Origin of the sequence: Methylobacterium variabile (assembly GCF_001043975.1) — a bacterium.
GTDB lineage: Bacteria > Pseudomonadota > Alphaproteobacteria > Rhizobiales > Beijerinckiaceae > Methylobacterium > Methylobacterium variabile.
The window spans coordinates 1-18,072 of sequence record NZ_LABY01000187.1; the positions used below are offsets into that span (position 1 = coordinate 1).

Sequence of the window (18,072 nt, forward strand, 5' to 3'; positions counted from 1 at the left end):
TACAAGGACACCGCTGGCCCGGCGGTGAACCCGGCGATCAAGATCACCAACATACCCTCGCGCCTTGGCATCGACACGTCGATGCCAAGGCGTCCGGCGCATCAGTACCGGCGCCCGTTCGGGCTTGCCTTGCGCCTCCGAACGAGTCCGTTCGAAGGCGCGGCGGCATCACTCGTCTGGCAGTTGATTGAGAAGAGCCACGGCCGCGGCGTCGAGAGGCGCCAGATGTTCGGTGATCACGGACCACAATACGACCGGGTCGATCCGGCGATACTCGTGGCGGAGCATGTTGCCGAGTCCATGGATCTGCCGCCATGGCACCGACGGCGCCGAAGCCTTCAGATCAGGCGGGACGTGCTTGGCGGCTTCCGCGATGATCAACAGCGCGTGCTGCACGGCTCGCGTCATGGCCCAGCTTCCCGCGAACACTTCGAAGTTAGCGTTCTTGGTCAGGTCACGAATGCCGGCGATCTCGCCTCGGATGTCGAGCAACCAGATGCGGGGCGAGTGGCCAGCCATCAGAACACTTTGACCGCGTCTCGCTCGATCTGCGGGCGGAGGAGCGGGTGCAGGCCGCTGCGCGTGCCGTAATCCACACGGCCTCCCACGGCAGCCTCGATCGCCTCGCAGGCCGCCATGAAGGGCAGGAAGCCGAACGTCACACCGGGCTCCGGATCGACGAACACGTCGATGTCCGAATCGTCCCGGGCCTCGTCCCGGGCGTGGGAGCCGAACAAGTAGAGCGCGGCGACGCCGCTCGCCCGCAGGGCGGGCTCGGCAGACTTCAGGCGGGCGATGACCTCGTCGCGGCGCATGCGATGATGATAGGGCATCGCGCGCCGATTCTCACGCGGGACGGCGAGACGAGGGCTCAGGATCCGTGAATTACCGCCACGCCTTCCACGCCGGCAACCACGCCGACGTGCTCAAGCACTGGGTGCTGACCCGGGTGCTGGCGCATCTCCAGCGCAAGGCGACGCCGTTCCGGGCGATCGACACCCATGCGGGCCTCGGCTTCTACGACCTGACCGCCGACGAGGCCGGGCGCACTGGCGAGTGGCACGACGGCATCGGCCGCCTCGACGCCCCCTTCCCGGACGAGGTCGAGGTCCTGCTCGCGCCCTACCGCGAGGCGGTGGCGGCCGTGCGGGCGCGCCACGGCGAGACGACCTACCCGGGCTCGCCGGCGCTGATCCGCGAGTTCCTGCGCCCCGGCGACCAGGGCGTGTTCGTGGAACTGCATCCGGCCGACGGCGCCGTGCTGCACGCGCGCTACAACCAGGACCCGCGCACCAAGGTGCTGGCCCTCGACGGCTGGACGGCGCTCCCCGCCCTGATCCCCCCGAAGGAGCGCCGCGGCCTGGTGCTGATCGACCCGCCCTACGAGGTGCCGGGCGAGATCGAGCGCCTCGGCCGCGAGCTCCTGAAGGCGGTGGGCAAGTGGGCGACCGGCACCTACCTCGCCTGGTACCCGATCAAGGACGTCGCGGCGATCGACCGCCTCGCGGCGAGCCTCGACGCCGCCCTCCCCCGCCCGGCCCTGCGCCTCGACCTCCTGATCCACCGACCCGACCCGACGCGGCTCAGCGGCAGCGGTCTGATCGTGGTCAACCCGCCCTGGACCCTGCGCGAGGAGGCCGACCGCGTCCTGCCGGCGCTCGCCGAGCGCCTGGCGCAGGGCGGCTACGGCGCCTTCCGCTGCGCGCCGCTCGGGCCGCCGGCCTGAGCGTCAGCGCAAGGCCTCCAGCAGCGGCTTGAGCTTGTAGCGCCGCTTATGCGCGGCGATCAGGGCCTCGATCCGCGCGGCCCACTCCGTCCGCCTGCCCTGCGCCAGGTAGCCCCGCCGGGCGTGGGCGAGCCAGGCGGCGGCCCGCTCGTAGGCGGGCGTCGAGCCGCCGGTCAGGAGAGGTTCGGCCCTCCCTTCCGCGAAGCGGGCGGCCCAGGCGGGGTCGCGCTCCAGGGCCGCCTCGGCCAGGCGCAGCAGCACCGCCTCGTCGGTGAAGTCCCCACGGCCGGACGCCGCCATGGCATCGCCGACCAGCCCCTCCTCGAGCAGGATCGCGATCCGGTCGGGAGCGCGATCGGCGCCGTCGAGGATTGCCAGGAGGTCGTCGCGCACCGGGTCCCACTCCGTCCCGGCCAGAGTCCGGACCGCGATGTAATCGGCCAGGGAGAGGGTGTGGGCGAAGGCGGCGCGGGCCGCCTCCCGGGCGAGGTCGGGCCGGCCGAGGGCGTTCGCCTCGTCCCGCAGCCAGTGCGCCAGCGGCGCGACCGGGCCGTGACCGAGGACGTCGTTCTCCGCGGTGGTGCCGCGCAGGCCGAGGCCGTTCCGCGCCAGAGCGAGGGCCTGATCGGGGTGCCCGGCCCCGCGCAGGCGCCGCGCGAGGTCGAGTGCCCGGAGCGGGCTCGTGACGTGCTCGGCCGCGTAGGCGACGGCCTCGTCGGCCCGGCCGAGGCGCACCAGCATGCCGGCGAAGGCCGCCCCGTCCCCGGCGGCCCGGGCGAGGTTGAGGTACTCCTCGGTGCGGCCGCTTCCCGCGAGCGCCCGCAGGCGCGCAGCGACCAGACCCGGCGCCTTCTCGGTCTCCGGCAGGGACGCCCCGGCCTCGCCCGCGAGCACCGCCCGGAGCGCGGGCGCGTCCCAGCCGGCGGCGAGCGCCGCGGTGACGAGGGAGAACTCCTCCGGCGCGTAGTCGCTGAGGTCGGCCTGCCAGCCCTCGACCGTCTCGAACAGGGCGTCGCGCTCGTCCTCCGACAGGTCGGCGAGCAGCACCGCCTCGGCCATCATCCGCCCGAGATCCTCGAACAGGAGGTACATCTCCTCGTCGGTCTCGACCATCTCGGCGAGCCAATCCTCGATGAACGGCTCGGCCACAGCCACCAGGACCCGCAGGGCATTGCGTCCGTCCCCGGCCTCCAGGAACGGCACCGCCTTCTCGACCAGGGCGTGCAGCTCGCCGGCCGGGCCGGTGGCCTCGTAATCGTCCCAGTAGTTCCGCACCCTGCGGGCGAGGACGGTCCGGGTTTGGGCGGCCAGGGGCGCCGGATCGACCGTACGGCGGCCGGGCGCGGTGGCGAGCTCGACCTCGATCCAGCCGGGAAGATCGGGGTCGGTCCCAGCCCGGCGCAGCAGCAGGTCCGTCAGGGCCTCGCGGGACAGCCCGTCGAGCAGCTCGCGCAGGGGCGGCCGCTCGGTCACGGCCCCGGGCTCGACGGCGCGCAGCAGGGTGGCGACGACGTGCTTGCAGGCGCCGCCCCACTCGTAGGGGCAGGTGCAGCGGAATTCCGCCACGTCCCCGTTCGGGTCCAGCCGGATCGCGACCCGGTAGGGCGCCGGCTCGCTGCCCTGCACGGCGGCGTCGAGGTCGTCGCCGCGCCGCACGAGGTCGGAGACGGCGCCGGAGCGCGCGATCTCGCGGGCGCGCTCGAACACCTTCGGGTCGGCGAGGGTCCGGATGGCGGCCTCGTCCGGAAGGCTCCCGGACGTGACCGTCCCCCTGCGCCCCCGGCTCACGCCGCGATCCGACCCTCGAGCGGAAAGACCTTGGCCGGGTTCATCAGCCAGGCGGGGTCGAACACCGCCCGCACCCGCATCTGCTGGGCGAGATCCTCCGGGTTGTACTGGTAGGTCATCAGGTCGCGCTTCTCGATGCCGACGCCGTGCTCGCCGGTGAGGCAGCCGCCGACCTCGACGCAGAGCTTCAGCATCTCCTCGCCGGCGGCCTCGGCCTTCTCCATCTCGCCGGGCGTGTTGATGTCGAACAGGATCAGGGGGTGCAGGTTGCCGTCGCCGGCGTGGAAGACGTTGGCGCAGCGCAGGCCGTAGGATCGGGTGATCTCGCCGATGCGCTCGAGCACGCGCGGCAGCTGCCCGGTCGGGATGGTGCCGTCCATGCAGATGTAGTCGGAGATGCGGCCCGTCGCGCCGAAGGCTGACTTGCGCCCCTTCCAGATCGCGGCGCTCTCGGCCTCCGATTGCGACACCTTGAGGCTCGTCGGGTTGAAGGGTTTTGCGATCTCGACGATGCGGGCCAGCATCGCATCGCACTCCTCCTTGCAGCCTTCGACCTCGATGATCAGCATCGCCTCGGCATCGAGCGGGTAGCCCGCATGCGCGAAGGCCTCGCAGATCGTGATCGCCTCGCGGTCCATGTACTCGATCGCCACCGGGATGATGCCTGCGCCGATGATCGCCGCCGTGCAGGCGCCCGCATCCTCGACCGTGCCGAATCCCATCAGCGCCGGCCGCGCCCCTTCCGCGGCGCGCAGGATCCGTACGCTCGCCTCGGTGACCACGCCGAGCTGCCCTTCCGAGCCGCAGACGAGGCCGAGCAGGTCGTAGCCGGCGGAATCGAGGTGGTCGCCGCCGATCTCCACCACCGTGCCGTCGACCATCACCAGGGTCACGCCCATCAGGTTGTTGGTGGTGACGCCGTACTTCAGGCAGTGGGCGCCGCCCGAGTTCATCGCGATGTTGCCCGCGATGGTGCAGGCGAGCTGGCTCGACGGGTCGGGGGCGTAGAAGAAGCCCTCGTGCGCCACCGCCGCGCTGATGGCGAGGTTGGTGATGCCGGCCTGGACCCGGGCGGTGCGGTTCGAGAAATCGACGTCGAGCACCCGGTTCATCTTGGCGACGCCGAGGATCACCGCGTCCTCCTGCGCGATGGCGCCGCCGGCGAGCGAGGTGCCGGCGCCGCGGGGCACCACCCGCACGCCGTTCTCGTGGCAGTAGCGCATCACGGCCGAGACCTCGGCGGTGGTCGAGGGCAGCACCACGGCGAGCGGCATCTTGCGGTAGGCGGTCAGCCCGTCGGTCTCGAAGGCGCGGCGCTCGTCCTCGCTGGTCACCAGGGCCTCGGGCGCCACCAAGCCGCGCAGGCCGTCCAGGATCGCGTCGCGGCGGGCGAGGACCGCGGGGTCCGGCGGCGGGAAGGCGATCGTCATGGCGTGTCCTCTCGGGTGGTCTTCGAGGTTTCTTCGTCGGTCCTTGGTGCGCCATCGTACCGGAAGCGAGGAACCCCGCCCATCCCTGGACGTCCCCCCGCACCTTGGTCCGATTGCGCCTCGACGCGGCAGAGCTTCTTTTCGCCGCATGGGACCCGGCGCGGACCGGCCGCGTTTTTAACTGTACCAATCTGAAGCTGGGCCATAAGCCCGGCGTCCGCGTACGACGCCCAAGGAGGGAACCTCATGCGTCAGATCATCCTCGGTGCCGCCCTGGCGGTGCTCGCGCCCTTCGCCGCCCAGGCCCAGGACGCGGCCGCCGGCGAGAAGGTGTTTGCCGTCTGCAAGGCCTGCCACGCCTTCGGCAAGAACGGCGTCGGCCCGGACCTCAAGGGCGTCATCGGCCGCAAGGCCGGCACACACGAGGGCTACAACTACTCGGCGGCGATGAAGAATTCCGGCCTGACCTGGGACGAGGCGACCTTCCGGGACTACATCCACGACCCGAAGGCCAAGGTGCCGGGCACCAAGATGATCTTCGCCGGCCAGAAGGACGACAAGAAGGTCTCGGACCTGATCGCCTACCTCGAGACTCAGAAGTAAGGGCGAGTCCGGCCCCGGCGGTATCCGCCGGGGCGCCGTGCCTAATCGCCGATGCCGTCCCGGCCCTGGACGGCCATCAGGGTGGCGGTAAGGAGCGCGACGAGCTTCTCGCGCCCGCCGCTCTCGGCGAAGACCTCGGCCTGCGCGAGCGTCAGGGTCCGCCCGGACTTCACCACCCGCCCCCGCGCCAGGATGCGCTCGCCGGCCGCCGGCGCGAGCAGGTTGATCTTGAACTCCGCCGTCAGCACCCCGGCGCCGGGCGGCATCAGGGTCAGCGCCGCGTAGCCCGCCGCGCTGTCGGCGATCGCGCTCACCGCCCCGGCATGGACGAAGCCGTGCTGCTGCGACACGGCGGGATTGGGCCGCAGCGCGATCTCGACCGCGCCGGACGCCACGTCGCCGAGCGTGGCACCGAGGGTCCGCATCAGGCCCTGCTTGGCGAAGCTGGCGCGCACGCGCGCCTCGGGATCCGGGCCGGCGTGCGGCGCCTCGGGATCCGGGCTGGCGCGCAGCGCCTCGGGGTCGACGTCCGGCACGGGCGAGGGTCCTCCCTTCGAGATTTTCTTGTAGACGATCTGAGGCACGGCAGCGGCCACGCTGTCCAGCCCGCTTTCCCTCCCGCGAGGCCCCCGACCCATGACCGTCCCCGATCCCGATCCGGCCGGCTGGCAGCCCTTCGACGATCCGGGCTTCATCACCCTGGTCGGCCCGGTCCTGATGCGCGAGGAGGGCGGCCTGCCCGCCTTCGCGTTCCGGGCCGAGCCCAAGCACGCCAACCTGATCGGCGTGGTGCAGGGCGGCATGATGATGACCTTCGCCGACCGCGCGCTCGGCATCTGCGCCATGCGGGCGGCGGACGGCGCGAACTGCGTCACGGTGCAGTTCGAGATGCAGTTCGTCTCCGCCGGCCGGATCGGCGAGATGATCACCATGACGCCCGAGGTCGTGCGGCGCACGGGCAGCCTCGTGTTCATGCGCGGCGACGCGCGATGCGGCGCGCGGATCGTGGCGACCGCCACCGGCGTGTGGAAGATCCTGCGCCGCCGGCCCGACGGAGCCTGAAGGCGGGCCCGTACACAAGCCGTCCCGATCCACTATGTAGAGAGGATGACGCATGATCCGAACGGCGCCCCGCCCGGCGGGGTCCTCGAACGACTGAGCGCCGCGCTGGGCGCGGACGGCACGCGGCGCGGGCCACCGCCGGTCGAGCGCTGGAACCCGGACTATTGCGGCGAGATCCCGATGCGCATCGCCGCGGACGGGACGTGGCACTACAACGGCAGCCCGATCGGCCGGCCGGCCCTGGTCAAGCTGTTCGCCTCGATCCTGCGGCAGGACCCCGACGGGCGCACGGTGCTGGTGACGCCGGTGGAGCGGGTCGGGATCGAGGTCGAGGACGCGGCCTTCCTGGCGGTCGAGATGGCAGTGGAGGGCGAGGGCGACGGGCGTGCCATCGCGTTCCGCACCAACCTCGACGACGTCGTGCCGCTCGACGACGCCCACCCCTTGCGCTTCGAGCGCGACCCGGATGGGGGGCTGAAGCCCTACATCGCCGTGCGCCACGGCCTGTCGGCCCGGCTCACCCGCGCCCTCGTCTACGACCTCCTGGAGCTGTGCGAGGAGCGCGACGAGGCGGGCGAGCGCTGGTTCGGCCTGGGCGCCGGCGGACGCTTCCACCGCATCGCCACGTCGGCCGAGCTTGATCCGGCCGAGCTGTCGTGACCGACCTCGCCACGCCGCAAGTCCAAGGCTCTCCGGCGCTCGAGGCCTTCCTGGACCGCGCCCGCGCCCGCCTGCGGCCCGAGCCGCCCGGCCCCCTCGACCAGACCTCCAACCCGCGCGGCGACCACGACCTCGAGCCCGACGTGCTGGAGGCGGCGCTCTCGCGCCCGCCGCGGCTCGCCGCCGTGCTGGTGCCGGTGGTGCCGCGGGACGACGGCGTCGCGGTGCTGTTCACCCTGCGGGCGGCGCACCTGCGCGACCATTCCGGCCAGATCGCCTTTCCGGGCGGCAAGATCGACCCCGCCGACCCCTCGCCCCTGGCGGCGGCCCTGCGGGAGGCGGAAGAAGAGGTCGGCCTCGACCCGGCGGCGGTGACGCCGCTCGGCTACCTCGATCCCTACCTGTCGGGCACCGGCTTCCTGGTGACGCCGGTGGTCGGGCTGGTGGCGCCGGATGCCCCCTTGCGCCTCAACCCTCACGAGGTGGCGGAGGCGTTCGAGGTGCCGCTCGACTTCCTCATGGACGTCGCCAACCATGCCCTGCACAGCCGGGAATGGCGCGGGCGCCAGCGGCGCTACTACGCGATCCCCTTCGGCGAGCGCTACATCTGGGGCGTGACCGCCGGCATCGTGCGCAACCTCTACGACCGGCTCCGCGGTGCGGGCGAACGATCACCCGAGTGAATTCATGGCCCGCGCGCTGATCGACGACGTCCTGCTGTTCCTGCTGCCCTTCGGGGTCTTCGCCGCCTGGCTGCTGGTGCGCCAGCGCAACCCGCTGCTCTGGTCGCACTGGAGCCCGCAGGCCGTGCGGCTCGCGATCGCGGGCGCGGCCCTCGTCATCGCGTCGTTCGTGGTGGTAGCCCTCACCGCCGAGCGCCACCGGGACGGCTTCGTGCCGACCCACATCGAGAACGGCCGGGTGGTGCCTGGGCAGTTCCGGTGAGCCGCACCCTCGACGAGGCCTCCTTGCGGGCGGTGCTGGCGCGGCCGCGCCTGGCCCGCGTGCTCGCCGCCCTCGCGGGCCCGGGCGAGGAGACCCGCCTCGTCGGCGGCGCGGTGCGCGACGCGCTGCTCGGCCGCCCGGTGGCCGACATCGACCTCGCCACCACGCTGCTCCCGGAGGAGACGGTGCGGCGCGCGAGCGCGGCGGGCCTGAAATGCGTGCCGACCGGCATCGCCCACGGCACCGTGACGGTGGTTATTGAGGGCGAGCCCTTCGAGGTCACGACCCTGCGCGAGGACGTCGAGACCGACGGGCGCCACGCGGTGGTGCGCTTCGGCCGCGACTTCGCCCGGGATGCCGGCCGGCGCGACTTCACCATCAACGCCCTCTCGGCCGGGCCGGACGGCCGGATCCACGACACGGTCGAGGGCCTGGCCGACCTCGCGGCGGGCCGGGTGCGCTTCATCGGCGAGGCGCGCCAGCGCATCCGCGAGGATTACCTGCGGGTGCTGCGCTTCTTCCGCTTCCACGCCCGCTACGGCGCCGGCGCCCCCGACCCGGAGGGCCTGGCCGCCGCGATCGAGGCCCGGGACGGGCTCGCGCTCCTCTCGCGCGAGCGGGTGCGGGTGGAGATCCTGAAGCTCCTCGCCGCCCCGGGAGCGCCCGGCGTCACCGCCGTGCTGTCCGAGACGGGCCTGCTCCAGCGCCTGACCGGCGGGGTCGGCGACCTCGGCCGCCTCGCCCGCCTCGCCGCGAGCGAGACGGAGCCGGACGCGATCCGCCGCCTCGCCGCCCTGGCGGTGCGCTCGGAGGGCGATGCCGAGCGCCTGCGCGAGAGCTTACGCCTGTCGAAGGCCGAGCACGCGCGGCTCGCGGCCTATGCGGGGGCCGAGGCCGCCCTGCACGGGACGCGCGACACCCTCTCGCCCGCGGACGTGCGGCGCCTCGTGGCGGTTCACGGGGCGGAGGCCGCGGCGGACGCGGCGCTGGTGCTCGCCGGGGAGCCGCGGCCGGTCCTCGCCCCCGAGGCCGCCGCCCTGCTCGCTCGATTCGCCGCCGGTGCCGAGCCGGTGCCGGCCCTGCCGGTCACCGGGGCCGCCCTGGTGGCGGCCGGCGCCCGGCCCGGCCGCGGCCTCGGCCGGGGCCTGGCGGCGGCGCGCCGGGCCTGGCTCGCCGAGGGCTGCCCGACCGACGCGGCGGCGCGGGAGCGCCTCCACGCCCTGGCCCTCGCGGCCACGGCGGGAACCGGGGAGGATGCCGCCCGTTCGCCTCGCTGCATGAACTAACAGCGCCGGGTTCGCCCGGGAGGAGGGCGGGATGGCGCGGATCACGATTGCGTTGGGTGCCGTCGCGATGGCCATCGCCGGGTCGGTGGCCCTCTCCTACGTCGTGGAATGCGCGCGCCGGACGCGCCAAGGTCAGCAGGCCCGGCCGACCTGACCGCCTCCTCCAGGGAGCGGTTTCGCGCTGGATGAGTTATGATGCCTTGCCGCCGCGGGCCCGCGGCGTGCCTCGCATCCGCTCGCGCGAGGGCCTTTACCGGCCCCCGGCGCCGGCCCGAGGAGTTCGATCACCGATGCTGCCCCTGCTCCGCACCGCCCTGGCCGCCGCCCTCGTCCTCGGGGCCTCGCAGCCCGGCAGCGCGCACGAGCTGTGGCTGACGCTCAGCACCGCCGATTCCGTCCCCCAGATCCGGGTCAATTACGGCCACGCCTCGAAGCGGGAGGCGCCGAACCCGGCGCAGCTCGTCGAGCTCGTCGCCCTGACGCAGGACGGGAGCGCGAGCCTGCGCGGCAGCCTGAAGCCGGCCCCGCCGGAGGTGCCCCCCGCCCTGCTGGCGCCGCTGGCCGGCAAGCCCGGCCGCACGCTGGTGGCCGCGACCTATGACGGCGGCTACTGGACGACCCTGCGCGACGGCACCCGCCTCAAGGCCAGCCGGCGCCTGGTGCCGGACGCCCGCTCGGGCCAGTGGTCGGTGAAGTACGCCAAGGCCGCCTTCGGCCCCGGCGCGCCGTGGCTGCGGGTGATCGGCCACACCCTGGAGATCGTGCCGGTCGAGGTTCCGGGCCCGACCGCGGGGGCGATCCGGGTGCGGGTGCTCTTTCGCGGCGCGCCCCTGCCGGGGGCCGACCTCTATTACGGCGACAGCGGCATGGAGCCGGAGCGGGCCGGCACCCCGGCCTACGCCACCGACCAGGACGGCATCGCCACGGTGCCGATCCGCAAGGCCGGCAGCCAGGTGCTCACGGTGACCCAGACGGTGAGCCCGTCCGCCACCCCGACGCTCGCCGACGAGGACGTCTACACCGCGACCTTCGCGTTCCGGCTCGACGAGCCGTCGGTGAACTGAGCGCCGGACGCTGTCGCATCGGCGTGTCGATGCGATAGCGCGCTGGTGTTACGACTCCGGCAGGACCACCGCGACGGGGGCGACCGGCGCGAACACGCAATCCTCAGGCCCGCCGTCCTCGTGCACCAGCATCGCGAAGGTGCCGGGCGCCGACATCGTCGTCATGTGGGCGTGCCAGGCCCCGCTGCGGTAGACGAGGCCGGTCCCGGCCGGCACCCGGAAGGCGCGCAAGGCCGCCTCGTCCGGCCGCCCACCGGCATCGGGCGCCACCACCACCAGGTAGTCGCCGACCGCGAGCGGCAGGAAACCTTGCGCCGAGTGCGGGTGCCGCTCGAGCCGCCGCAGGGGCATGGCCTGGGCGAAGGGCTCGCTCCTGACGAGGGCGAGGTTGAGGGGAGCGCCCGGCCGCCCGTTCTCGAGATCGGCCGCCCGATCCTGGCGCGGGCCGGCCGCGGGGCCGACCAGCAGCGTGCCGTAGGGCGCGAAGGCGTCCGCGGTGATCGGCTCGATCGGAAGGGTGCGCATCTCTTCTGTCTCCTTCAGGCGTCGCGTCCGGTGCTGCGCCTCAGCGCCGGTCCGCCCGCACCAGGTCCGCGCCCTTCTCGGCGATCATCATCACGGCGGCCTGGGTGTTGGCCGAGACCTCGGTCGGCATCACGGCGGCGTCGATCACCCGCACCCCGTCGAGGCCGCGCACCCGCAGGCGCTCGTCCACCACCGCCTCCGGGCCCTGGCCCATGCTGCAGGTGCCGACCGGGTGGTAGATGGTCTGGCCGTTGCGGCGGGCGAAATCGAGCCACTCGTCGTCGCTCTGCACGCCCTCGCCGGGATTGAGCTCGTGGGCGCGGTAGGGGTCCATGGCGGGCTGCTCGACCACCCGGCGGGCGATGCGCATGCCCTCGATCAGGGCCTCCTGGTCGGTGCGGACGCTCAGGAAGTTCGGGCGGATCGCCGGGGGGCGGAGGGGATCGGCCGAGGTCGCGTGGATGGTGCCGCGGGAGTCCGGCCGCAGCTGCGTCACGCCGATCGTCATGCCGGGCTCGCGGTCGAGGGTGCGGTCGGCGGCGTTGGCGTAGCTCGCGTGCATGAAGAAGTACTGCACGTCGGGACCTGCGAGGTCGGGCCGCGTGCGCACGAAGCCGTGGGCGAGGCCGGTGCCGAGGGTCAGGATCCCCCGCCGCGTCAGGGCGTACTGGCCGACCGCGAGGCCGAGGCGCCAGCCGCGGGTCATCTCGTTGAGGGTCACCGGCAGCTTCACGCGCCAGTTCATCCGGGTGGCGTAGTGATCGCGGTAGTTCTCGCCGACCCCCGGCAGGGCGTGCCGCACCGGGATCCCGGCCGCGGACAGCACCTCCGGCCGGCCGATGCCCGACAGTTCGAGGAGGTGGGGCGACTGGACGGCGCCGGCGGCGAGGATCACCTCGGCCCGGGCCGTCACGCGCTCCTCGCGCCCGTCGCGCCCGTCGCGCCGATAGGTGACGCCGGTCACCCGCATTCCGTCGAGGTCGAGGCGCAGGACGTGGGCGTTCGTGCGCACCGTGAGGTTCGGACGCGTGCGGGCCGGCTGGAGATAGGCATCCCGCGCGCTCCAGCGCCGGCCCCGGCGCTGGTTGGCCTGGTAGTAGCCGAAGCCCTCCTGCGAGGCGCCGTTGTAGTCGGGATTCGCGGGGTAGCCGGCCTCGACCCCGGCCCGGATGAAGGCGTCGGCGAGGGGGTTCCGCACGCCGACCCGGGTGACGTGGAGCGGCCCCCCGCGGCCGCGCAAGCTCGGGTCACCGCCCTCGAAATGCTCGAGCTTGCGGAAGTAGGGCAGCACATCGGCCCAGGCCCAGCCGCGGTTGCCGCTCTGGGCCCAGGTGTCGAAGTCCTGCGGCTGGCCGCGCACGAAGATCATGCCGTTGATCAGCGTCGAGCCGCCGAGCCCCTTGCCGCGGGGCACCACGATGGCGCGCTCGTGCGTGTTCGGCTCCGGCTCGGTGGCGAAGCGCCAGTTGAAGGCGGCGCCGGTGAGGAGCTTGGGGAATCCCGCCGGGATCCCGACCCAGAACCCGGTCCCCTCCCCGCCCGCCTCGAGCAGCAGCACGCTGTGGCGGCCATCCTCGCTCAGGCGGTTGGCGAGCACGCAGCCCGCCGTGCCCCCGCCGACGATGACGAAGTCGAACGCGTCCATGGTCCTCCCTCGGGGTTGGTTCTTGTCGTTATGTGGTCCGCTTCATAAACCCTCGCCCGCCGAAGGGGGGGGTGGCCGCGGCACCTCACCCCCGCGCCAGCACCTTGCCGGGATTCAACAACCCCTCCGGATCCAGCGCCGCCTTGATCCGGCGCGCCAGCGCCATCTCGTCCGGGTGGCGGTGGCGAGCGAGTTCGGCGACGCGATACTGGCCGATGCCGTGCTCGGCCGAGATGCTGCCGCCGTAGCGGTCCACCACCCCGTGCACGAGGGCGTTGATCGCCTCCGAGGAATGGTCCGGCCCGATCAGCACATTGTAGTGGATGTTGCCGTCGCCCATGTGGCCGAAGGCGTTCACGCGGGTGCCCGGCGCGCCCGCCGCCAGGACCCGGCCGGCCTCGTCGAGGAAGTCCGGGATCGCGGTGATCGGCACCGAGACGTCGTGCTTCACGCTCTTGCCTTCGCGGGCCTCGCACTCGGTCACGTGCTCCCGCAGGGCCCAGAGTTCGGCGGCCTGGCGGCCGGATTCGGCCAGCACCCCGTCGAGGGCGTCCTCGCGCTCGAGCGCGGTGCCGAGCACGCCCTCCATCGCCTCGCGAAGGCCGGAGAGCGACGAGGCGGCCTCGATCAGCACGCTCCAGCCCGCCGCGCCCACCGGGCTCCTCAGCCCCGCGTGTTTCTCCACGAGGCCCAGCGAGGTGCCGGAGATCAGCTCGAAGGCCTGGATGCTGTCGCCGATCTCCTCCTGCGCCAGGGTGAACAGGCGCAGGGCCGCCGCCGGGTCGGGCACGGCGAGGAGCGCCGTGGCGGTGTGGCGCGGCCGGGCAACGAGGCGCAGGACGGCCGCCGTGACGATGCCGAGCGTGCCCTCGGTGCCGATGAACAGCTGCTTCCAGTCGTAGCCGGCATTGTCCTTGCGCAGCGCCCGCAGGCCGTCGACCACGCTGCCGTCGGCGAGCACCACCTCGAGGCCGAGGACGAGGCCGCGGGTCATGCCGTAGCGCACCACGTTGATCCCGCCCGCGTTGGTGGCGACGACGCCGCCGACGAGGGCCGAGCCCTCCGCCGCGAAGCTCACCGGCAGGAGCCGCCCGGCGGCCTCGGCGGCGTCCTGCGCCACCTTGAGGACGCAGCCCGCCTCCGCGGTGAGCGTCATCCCGACCGGGTCGAGGCCGCGGACCGCGCTCATGCGGGCGAGCGACAGCACCACCTGCGCGCCGGAAGCATCCGGCACCGCGCCGCCGGCGAGCCCGGTATTGCCGCCCTGCGGCACCAGGGCGGCACCGGCCTCGCGGCAGAGCCGCACCACGTCGGCGACCTCCGCGGTGCTGGCGGGACGCACCACGCAGGCAGGCCGGCCCGGAAACAGGCGCCGCCAGTCGATCGCGAAGGGCTCCATGTCGGCCTCGGCGGTGATGAGGCCGGCGGGGCCGAGGCGCTGGCCGAGGCGGTCGATCAGGGACTGGGTCGTGGGGGATCGGGTCACGGCGGCGTTCCGCACTGTCTGGATCATGCCCGGGGGCCTCGCGCTTGTCGGGCCGCGGGTCAAGGGCGCATGCCAAGGAAGTCTGCCATCAGGGCGAGCTGCCCCTCGAGCATCGGCAGGCCCGGATGGGTGCGGCAGCCCCTCGCCGCGGCGGCGGCCAGCAGCGGGGTCTCGGCCGGCTGCATGATGATCTCGGCCACGAGCTGGTCGGGCTCGAGCCCGGCGGGATCGAGCGGCAGGGAATCGTCGGGGCGCAGGCCCAGCGACGTGGCGTTGACCACGAGGTCGTATCCCGCCGGGTCCGGACCGCCGGGCGCGAGCGGCAGGGCGGGGAAGAGCCGGCGCAGGCGCGCGAACAGGTCCTCCACCCGCGCGGGCGTGCGGTTGTGGACCGTGAGGCGCGTCACCCCGGCCTCGGCCAGCGCGAACGCGATGGCGTTCGCCGCCCCGCCCGCCCCGGCGAGGTAGGCGCTGCGGCCCCGGGGCTCGTGGCCCGCCGCCCGCAGGCCGGCGACGAAGCCGGCCCCGTCCAGGATCTCGCCGACGAGGCGGCCGTCGGGCTCGCGCCGCACGGCGTTGACCGCCCCGACGAGCCCCGCCGCGTCGCTGACGCGGTCGAGGAGCGGCACGATCGCGGTCTTGTGCGGCACGGTGATGATGGCGCCGCCGAAGCTCTGCACCGCGCGCAGGCCCGCCAGGACCGTCGCGAGGTCGGCGGCGGCGACGTGGAGCGGCACCATCACCCCGTCGACCCCGCGCTCGGCCATGATGCGGTTGAGGCCTTGCGGCGCCTTCACCTGGTGGATCGGGTCGGCGAGGATCGCGAAGACGCGGGTGCGGCCGGTGATGTCGTGCATGATGGGCGTCTATCCTCCGAAGCGCTCGGTGCGGATGCTCTTCGCCGGCACGCCGGCATCGACCAGGAGGTCGGACATCGCGGAGACGAAAGAGTTCGCTCCGCACACGAAGGTGTGGGCGGGCGATCCGAGGGCGGCGAGGGCCTCGCCGATCGTGTCCGCGTCGATCCGCCGGCCGCCCGGCGCCCGGGTGAGGGTGAGCATCAGCCGGAAGCCCGGCTCCTCGGCGTCGCGGCGCATCAGCTCCTCGCGGGCGATCACCTCGTCGCTGGTGCGGGCGGAGTAGAGCAGCAGGGCCGGCACATCCGGCGCTCCTTCCGCCCGGTGGCGCAGCATGCTGAGCAGCGGCACCACCCCGGAGCCGCCGCCGACGAGGAGCAGCGGCTCGCCCTCGCCCGGATCCCACACGAAGGCGCCGCCGATCGGCCCGCGCAGCTCGATCGCGTCGCCGGGCTCGGCCACGTCGGAGAAGAAGCCGGAGACCTCGCCGTCGTCGAGCCGCTCGATCAGCAGGTCGATCGATTCCGGGCGCGTCGGCGCAGAGGCAATGGAGTAGCTGCGCTGGGCCTGGTAGCCGTCCGGCGCGGTCAGGCGCACGTCGACGTGCTGGCCGGCCCGGAACGGCCGGGACCAGCCGACCGCCAGGGTGAGGCGCCGCACCCGCGGCGTCTCGGGCGCAGCGGCGGTGATCCGCGCTTCCTGCCAGGTCAGGGCCACCGCTCAGTCGCCGGTGAAGCGCTGCTCGCGCCAGGGATCGCCATGCATGTGGTAGCCGCGCAGCTCCCAGAACCCGGCCTCGTCCTTTTGCGTGAACCGCAGGCCCTTCACCCACTTGGCGCTCTTCCAGAAGTAGAGGTGCGGCACCAGCAGGCGGGCGGGACCGCCGTGGTCGGGCGGGATCGGCTCGCCGGCGTAGCGGGTCGCCACCATGCCCCTGCCCCCGGTGAGGTCGGCCACCGGCACGTTGGTGGTGTAGTCGTCGTAGCCCTCGGCCAGCAGGTAGGCGGTCGGTGCCGCGATCCCGGCCGCCGCCAGGAGGTCGTCGAAGGCCACACCCTCCCAGGCGGTGTCGAACTTCGACCACTTGGTCACGCAGTGGATGTCGCCCTTCCAGCGGGTGCGCGGCAGGGCCTCGAACTCCGCCCAGGTCCAGCTCTTCAGGGGCTTCGATCCCTCCCGCAGGGTGAACCGCCAGCGCGCAAGGTCGATGCGCAGCGTGGGCCCGAGCTGGAGCACCGGGAAGTCGTCGGTCAGGTACTGGCCGGGCGGCAGGCGCTCGGCCTCCGGCCGCGGCGGGCGCCGCCCCGTGAACCCTCGCGTCACCATGGTTGCCTCCTATCCTGGTGTCCTGCCATCGACGCGCCGACGGCAGGACCTCCGGCGCATCGGCGCCGACGCCCAGTCGGGCTTGCTCGGCCGTCAGGGGCCGAGGGGGTCATTCGGCCTCACCATCGATGATCCGCGCGATGGCGTCGAGGAGGGAGGTATCCTCGCCGGCCATCCTGTCCATCCCGGCCATGCGGGCGATCACGGTGGCGGCCACCCGCTCCTCCACGGTGCCCTCCGCGTAGGCGAACAGGATCGCGGCGCGCTCGCCGTCGCGGTGGCAGCGGCCCTCGATCTGGCTGAGCTGGATCGCGCTGTGGCGCATGTCGTGGACGATCAGGCTGCGCGGGCGCTCGCCGCCGGGCAATTCGTTGCGGTGAAGCGAGATCGATTCGGTGACGGTGAACACCACCGCGTCGAGCTCCCCGCGCTGGAAGGCGACCCGCACCGCCTCGTTCGTCTCAGGGCTCTGCGTGCCGTCGATGGTGCCGGCGCGCCAGCCTCGGCCCGCGAGCGCCGCCACCAGGGCCGCGCCGGTCTCGAGGAACGCCACCGAGACCGCGACCTGCTCGCCGGCCTCCAGAAGGTCCTCGGCGAGGTCGACGGTACCGGCGACCCGGATCAGGCTCGCCTTCTGGCGGAAGCGCAGGTCGGCCGCCCAGCCGGCGGCGCGCCGGTTCGAGCCGCCGGCGAGGCCCCATTCCCGGCGGAACTCGCGCCAGGTCGCGTCGTAGAGGCGCTTCTCGGCGGGCGCGAGGGCGGTCGGCGCCAGGTCGCGCTGCACCTCGGGCCAGCCGGCGATGTCGGCCGGGCGCCGCCGCAGCCCGATCGCCCTGCGGCCGCGATAGAGCAGGTCGGCCATCACCGCCTGGTCGCGGGCGTTCGGCTCCCAGGACCAGTTCTGCCAGCGCCCCTTGGCCCGTCCGATCTTCAGGTGCTGCATCAGGGCGCGGAAGTCGGCGGTGGTCTCGACCGGGCGCCCGACGGCGTGGCCCAGCAGCGCGCCGAGATAGGAGAGCTCGTGCGGCGCCTGGCCGGCCGTGGCGCTGGCGTAGATCGTGAACGCGGCGGCCTCGGCCATCCGCCGGCAGGCCTGGCCCTGCTGCGAGTTCGGGTTGCGCAGGCGGTGGGCCTCGTCGAACACCACGATCGGCCAGATGCGCTTCGGCTGCCCGAGCTTGGCGAGTTCGTTGTTCTTCGCCCGCACCGAGCGGCGGCTGCTCGCCGCCGGCAGAGCGAGCAGGGACTTGGTGCGCTCGTAGTTGAGGAGCGTCACGTCCTTCTGCCCCAGCCCCGAATCCCGGATGGTGCGCCGCCACTGCGGCATCGCGCCCTTCGGGCAGACGATCAGCACCGCGGTCTCCGGCATCGCCGCCACCGCGCCCCACACCGAGAGGGTCTTTCCCAACCCGGTCATGTCGCCGAGGAGGAAGCCCGGGCGCCCCTCCTGCCGCGCCGCCAGGATGGCGCCGATCGCCTCGACCTGATGCGGGCGGGGGACCAGGCGGGGGGCGGTCGGGGTTAAAGGCCTCTCCCCCCTATGACCGGGGGCCGGCCGGGGGTCAAACGGTGCCGCCGTTTGGAACGGGCCTCGGAAACCTGCCGGTCGCGGCGACCCCCCGCTGCGGCTCCACAGTCAGGCGCCCCAACGTCCCTGTCACCGGCACGC

The 18,072-nt window shown here is 73.5% G+C and carries 21 protein-coding genes; 9 read left to right on the top strand and 12 right to left on the bottom strand.

Annotation, left to right across the window (positions count from 1 at the left end; translation table 11 throughout):
* Positions 1-168 precede the first annotated feature (168 nt).
* A complete protein-coding gene (locus tag VQ02_RS25270; RefSeq protein WP_053080542.1) occupies positions 169-519 on the bottom strand; it encodes a HepT-like ribonuclease domain-containing protein in 351 nt (116 codons plus the stop codon).
* Positions 519-833: a nucleotidyltransferase family protein gene (locus VQ02_RS25275; RefSeq protein ID WP_245239842.1), complete on the bottom strand. Its 315-nt coding sequence runs from the start codon at positions 831-833 to the stop codon at positions 519-521. The genes VQ02_RS25270 and VQ02_RS25275 overlap by 1 nt, the downstream gene beginning before the upstream one ends.
* A 47-nt stretch (positions 834-880) precedes the next feature.
* Between VQ02_RS25275 and VQ02_RS25280 the strand changes: the two genes are divergently transcribed.
* Positions 881-1,726 carry a 23S rRNA (adenine(2030)-N(6))-methyltransferase RlmJ gene (locus VQ02_RS25280; RefSeq protein WP_048447003.1) on the top strand — a complete coding sequence of 282 codons (846 nt, stop codon included), beginning with the start codon at positions 881-883 and terminating at the stop codon, positions 1,724-1,726.
* Positions 1,727-1,729: 3 nt separating this feature from the next.
* Here the strand turns inward: VQ02_RS25280 and VQ02_RS25285 are convergent, their stop codons facing one another.
* Together VQ02_RS25285 and VQ02_RS25290 are read right to left on the bottom strand one after the other, a co-directional pair.
* Positions 1,730-3,514, bottom strand: a complete 1,785-nt coding sequence (locus VQ02_RS25285; protein ID WP_048447004.1) for an SWIM zinc finger family protein — start codon at positions 3,512-3,514, stop codon at positions 1,730-1,732.
* Positions 3,511-4,944, bottom strand: a complete 1,434-nt coding sequence (locus VQ02_RS25290) for an FAD-linked oxidase C-terminal domain-containing protein (RefSeq protein ID WP_048447005.1) — start codon at positions 4,942-4,944, stop codon at positions 3,511-3,513. Before VQ02_RS25290 ends, VQ02_RS25285 begins: the two co-directional genes overlap by 4 nt.
* Before the next feature lie 246 nt (positions 4,945-5,190).
* On the opposite strand from VQ02_RS25290, the gene VQ02_RS25295 reads away from it, so the two are divergent.
* Entirely contained in the window at positions 5,191-5,547 is a 357-nt protein-coding gene (locus tag VQ02_RS25295) for a c-type cytochrome (protein ID WP_048447006.1), read from the top strand.
* 41 nt (positions 5,548-5,588) lie between these two features.
* Here the strand turns inward: VQ02_RS25295 and VQ02_RS25300 are convergent, their stop codons facing one another.
* Complete coding sequence (locus VQ02_RS25300; protein ID WP_083469443.1) at positions 5,589-5,972, bottom strand: PaaI family thioesterase; 384 nt, start codon at positions 5,970-5,972, stop codon at positions 5,589-5,591.
* 211 nt (positions 5,973-6,183) lie between these two features.
* On the opposite strand from VQ02_RS25300, the gene VQ02_RS25305 reads away from it, so the two are divergent.
* The 7 genes from VQ02_RS25305 to VQ02_RS25330 all read left to right on the top strand — a co-directional run bounded on the left by VQ02_RS25305 (position 6,184) and on the right by VQ02_RS25330 (position 10,564).
* Complete coding sequence (locus tag VQ02_RS25305; protein WP_048447007.1) at positions 6,184-6,609, top strand: PaaI family thioesterase; 426 nt, start codon at positions 6,184-6,186, stop codon at positions 6,607-6,609.
* Positions 6,610-6,654: 45 nt separating this feature from the next.
* Positions 6,655-7,269, top strand: a complete 615-nt coding sequence (locus tag VQ02_RS25310; protein WP_048447008.1) for a DUF1285 domain-containing protein — start codon at positions 6,655-6,657, stop codon at positions 7,267-7,269.
* Positions 7,266-7,952: a CoA pyrophosphatase gene (locus VQ02_RS25315; RefSeq protein WP_048447009.1), complete on the top strand. Its 687-nt coding sequence runs from the start codon at positions 7,266-7,268 to the stop codon at positions 7,950-7,952. Before VQ02_RS25310 ends, VQ02_RS25315 begins: the two co-directional genes overlap by 4 nt.
* Before the next feature lie 4 nt (positions 7,953-7,956).
* Positions 7,957-8,214 (top strand): DUF6111 family protein, encoded by a 258-nt coding sequence (locus tag VQ02_RS25320; RefSeq protein WP_048447010.1) that lies wholly within the window; start codon positions 7,957-7,959, stop codon positions 8,212-8,214.
* Positions 8,211-9,500, top strand: a complete 1,290-nt coding sequence (locus VQ02_RS25325) for a CCA tRNA nucleotidyltransferase (RefSeq protein ID WP_048447011.1) — start codon at positions 8,211-8,213, stop codon at positions 9,498-9,500. Before VQ02_RS25320 ends, VQ02_RS25325 begins: the two co-directional genes overlap by 4 nt.
* A 31-nt stretch (positions 9,501-9,531) precedes the next feature.
* Positions 9,532-9,654 (top strand): hypothetical protein, encoded by a 123-nt coding sequence (locus VQ02_RS39830; protein WP_280818967.1) that lies wholly within the window; start codon positions 9,532-9,534, stop codon positions 9,652-9,654.
* Positions 9,655-9,790: 136 nt separating this feature from the next.
* Entirely contained in the window at positions 9,791-10,564 is a 774-nt protein-coding gene (locus tag VQ02_RS25330; protein WP_048447012.1) for a DUF4198 domain-containing protein, read from the top strand.
* A 48-nt stretch (positions 10,565-10,612) separates the two neighbouring features.
* Here the strand turns inward: VQ02_RS25330 and VQ02_RS25335 are convergent, their stop codons facing one another.
* The 7 genes from VQ02_RS25335 to VQ02_RS25365 all read right to left on the bottom strand — a co-directional run bounded on the left by VQ02_RS25335 (position 10,613) and on the right by VQ02_RS25365 (position 17,907).
* Entirely contained in the window at positions 10,613-11,089 is a 477-nt protein-coding gene (locus tag VQ02_RS25335; RefSeq protein WP_048447013.1) for an ureidoglycolate lyase, read from the bottom strand.
* A gap of 40 nt (positions 11,090-11,129) precedes the next feature.
* The gene (locus VQ02_RS25340; protein WP_048447014.1) at positions 11,130-12,734 is read right to left on the bottom strand and encodes a GMC family oxidoreductase; all 1,605 of its coding nucleotides are present in this window, start codon (positions 12,732-12,734) and stop codon (positions 11,130-11,132) included.
* A gap of 85 nt (positions 12,735-12,819) precedes the next feature.
* Positions 12,820-14,220, bottom strand: coding sequence for an FAD-binding oxidoreductase (locus VQ02_RS25345; RefSeq protein WP_245239843.1), 1,401 nt, complete (start codon positions 14,218-14,220; stop codon positions 12,820-12,822).
* 59 nt (positions 14,221-14,279) lie between these two features.
* A complete protein-coding gene (locus tag VQ02_RS25350; protein WP_048447016.1) occupies positions 14,280-15,077 on the bottom strand; it encodes a shikimate dehydrogenase family protein in 798 nt (265 codons plus the stop codon).
* A 9-nt stretch (positions 15,078-15,086) separates the two neighbouring features.
* The gene (locus tag VQ02_RS25355) at positions 15,087-15,794 is read right to left on the bottom strand and encodes a ferredoxin reductase (RefSeq protein WP_048447017.1); all 708 of its coding nucleotides are present in this window, start codon (positions 15,792-15,794) and stop codon (positions 15,087-15,089) included.
* A gap of 3 nt (positions 15,795-15,797) precedes the next feature.
* A complete protein-coding gene (locus VQ02_RS25360) occupies positions 15,798-16,403 on the bottom strand; it encodes a sulfite oxidase-like oxidoreductase (protein WP_048447018.1) in 606 nt (201 codons plus the stop codon).
* Between the two features lie 109 nt (positions 16,404-16,512).
* Positions 16,513-17,907 (bottom strand): SNF2-related protein, encoded by a 1,395-nt coding sequence (locus VQ02_RS25365; protein WP_048447019.1) that lies wholly within the window; start codon positions 17,905-17,907, stop codon positions 16,513-16,515.
* Between the last annotated feature and the right edge of the window lie 165 nt (positions 17,908-18,072).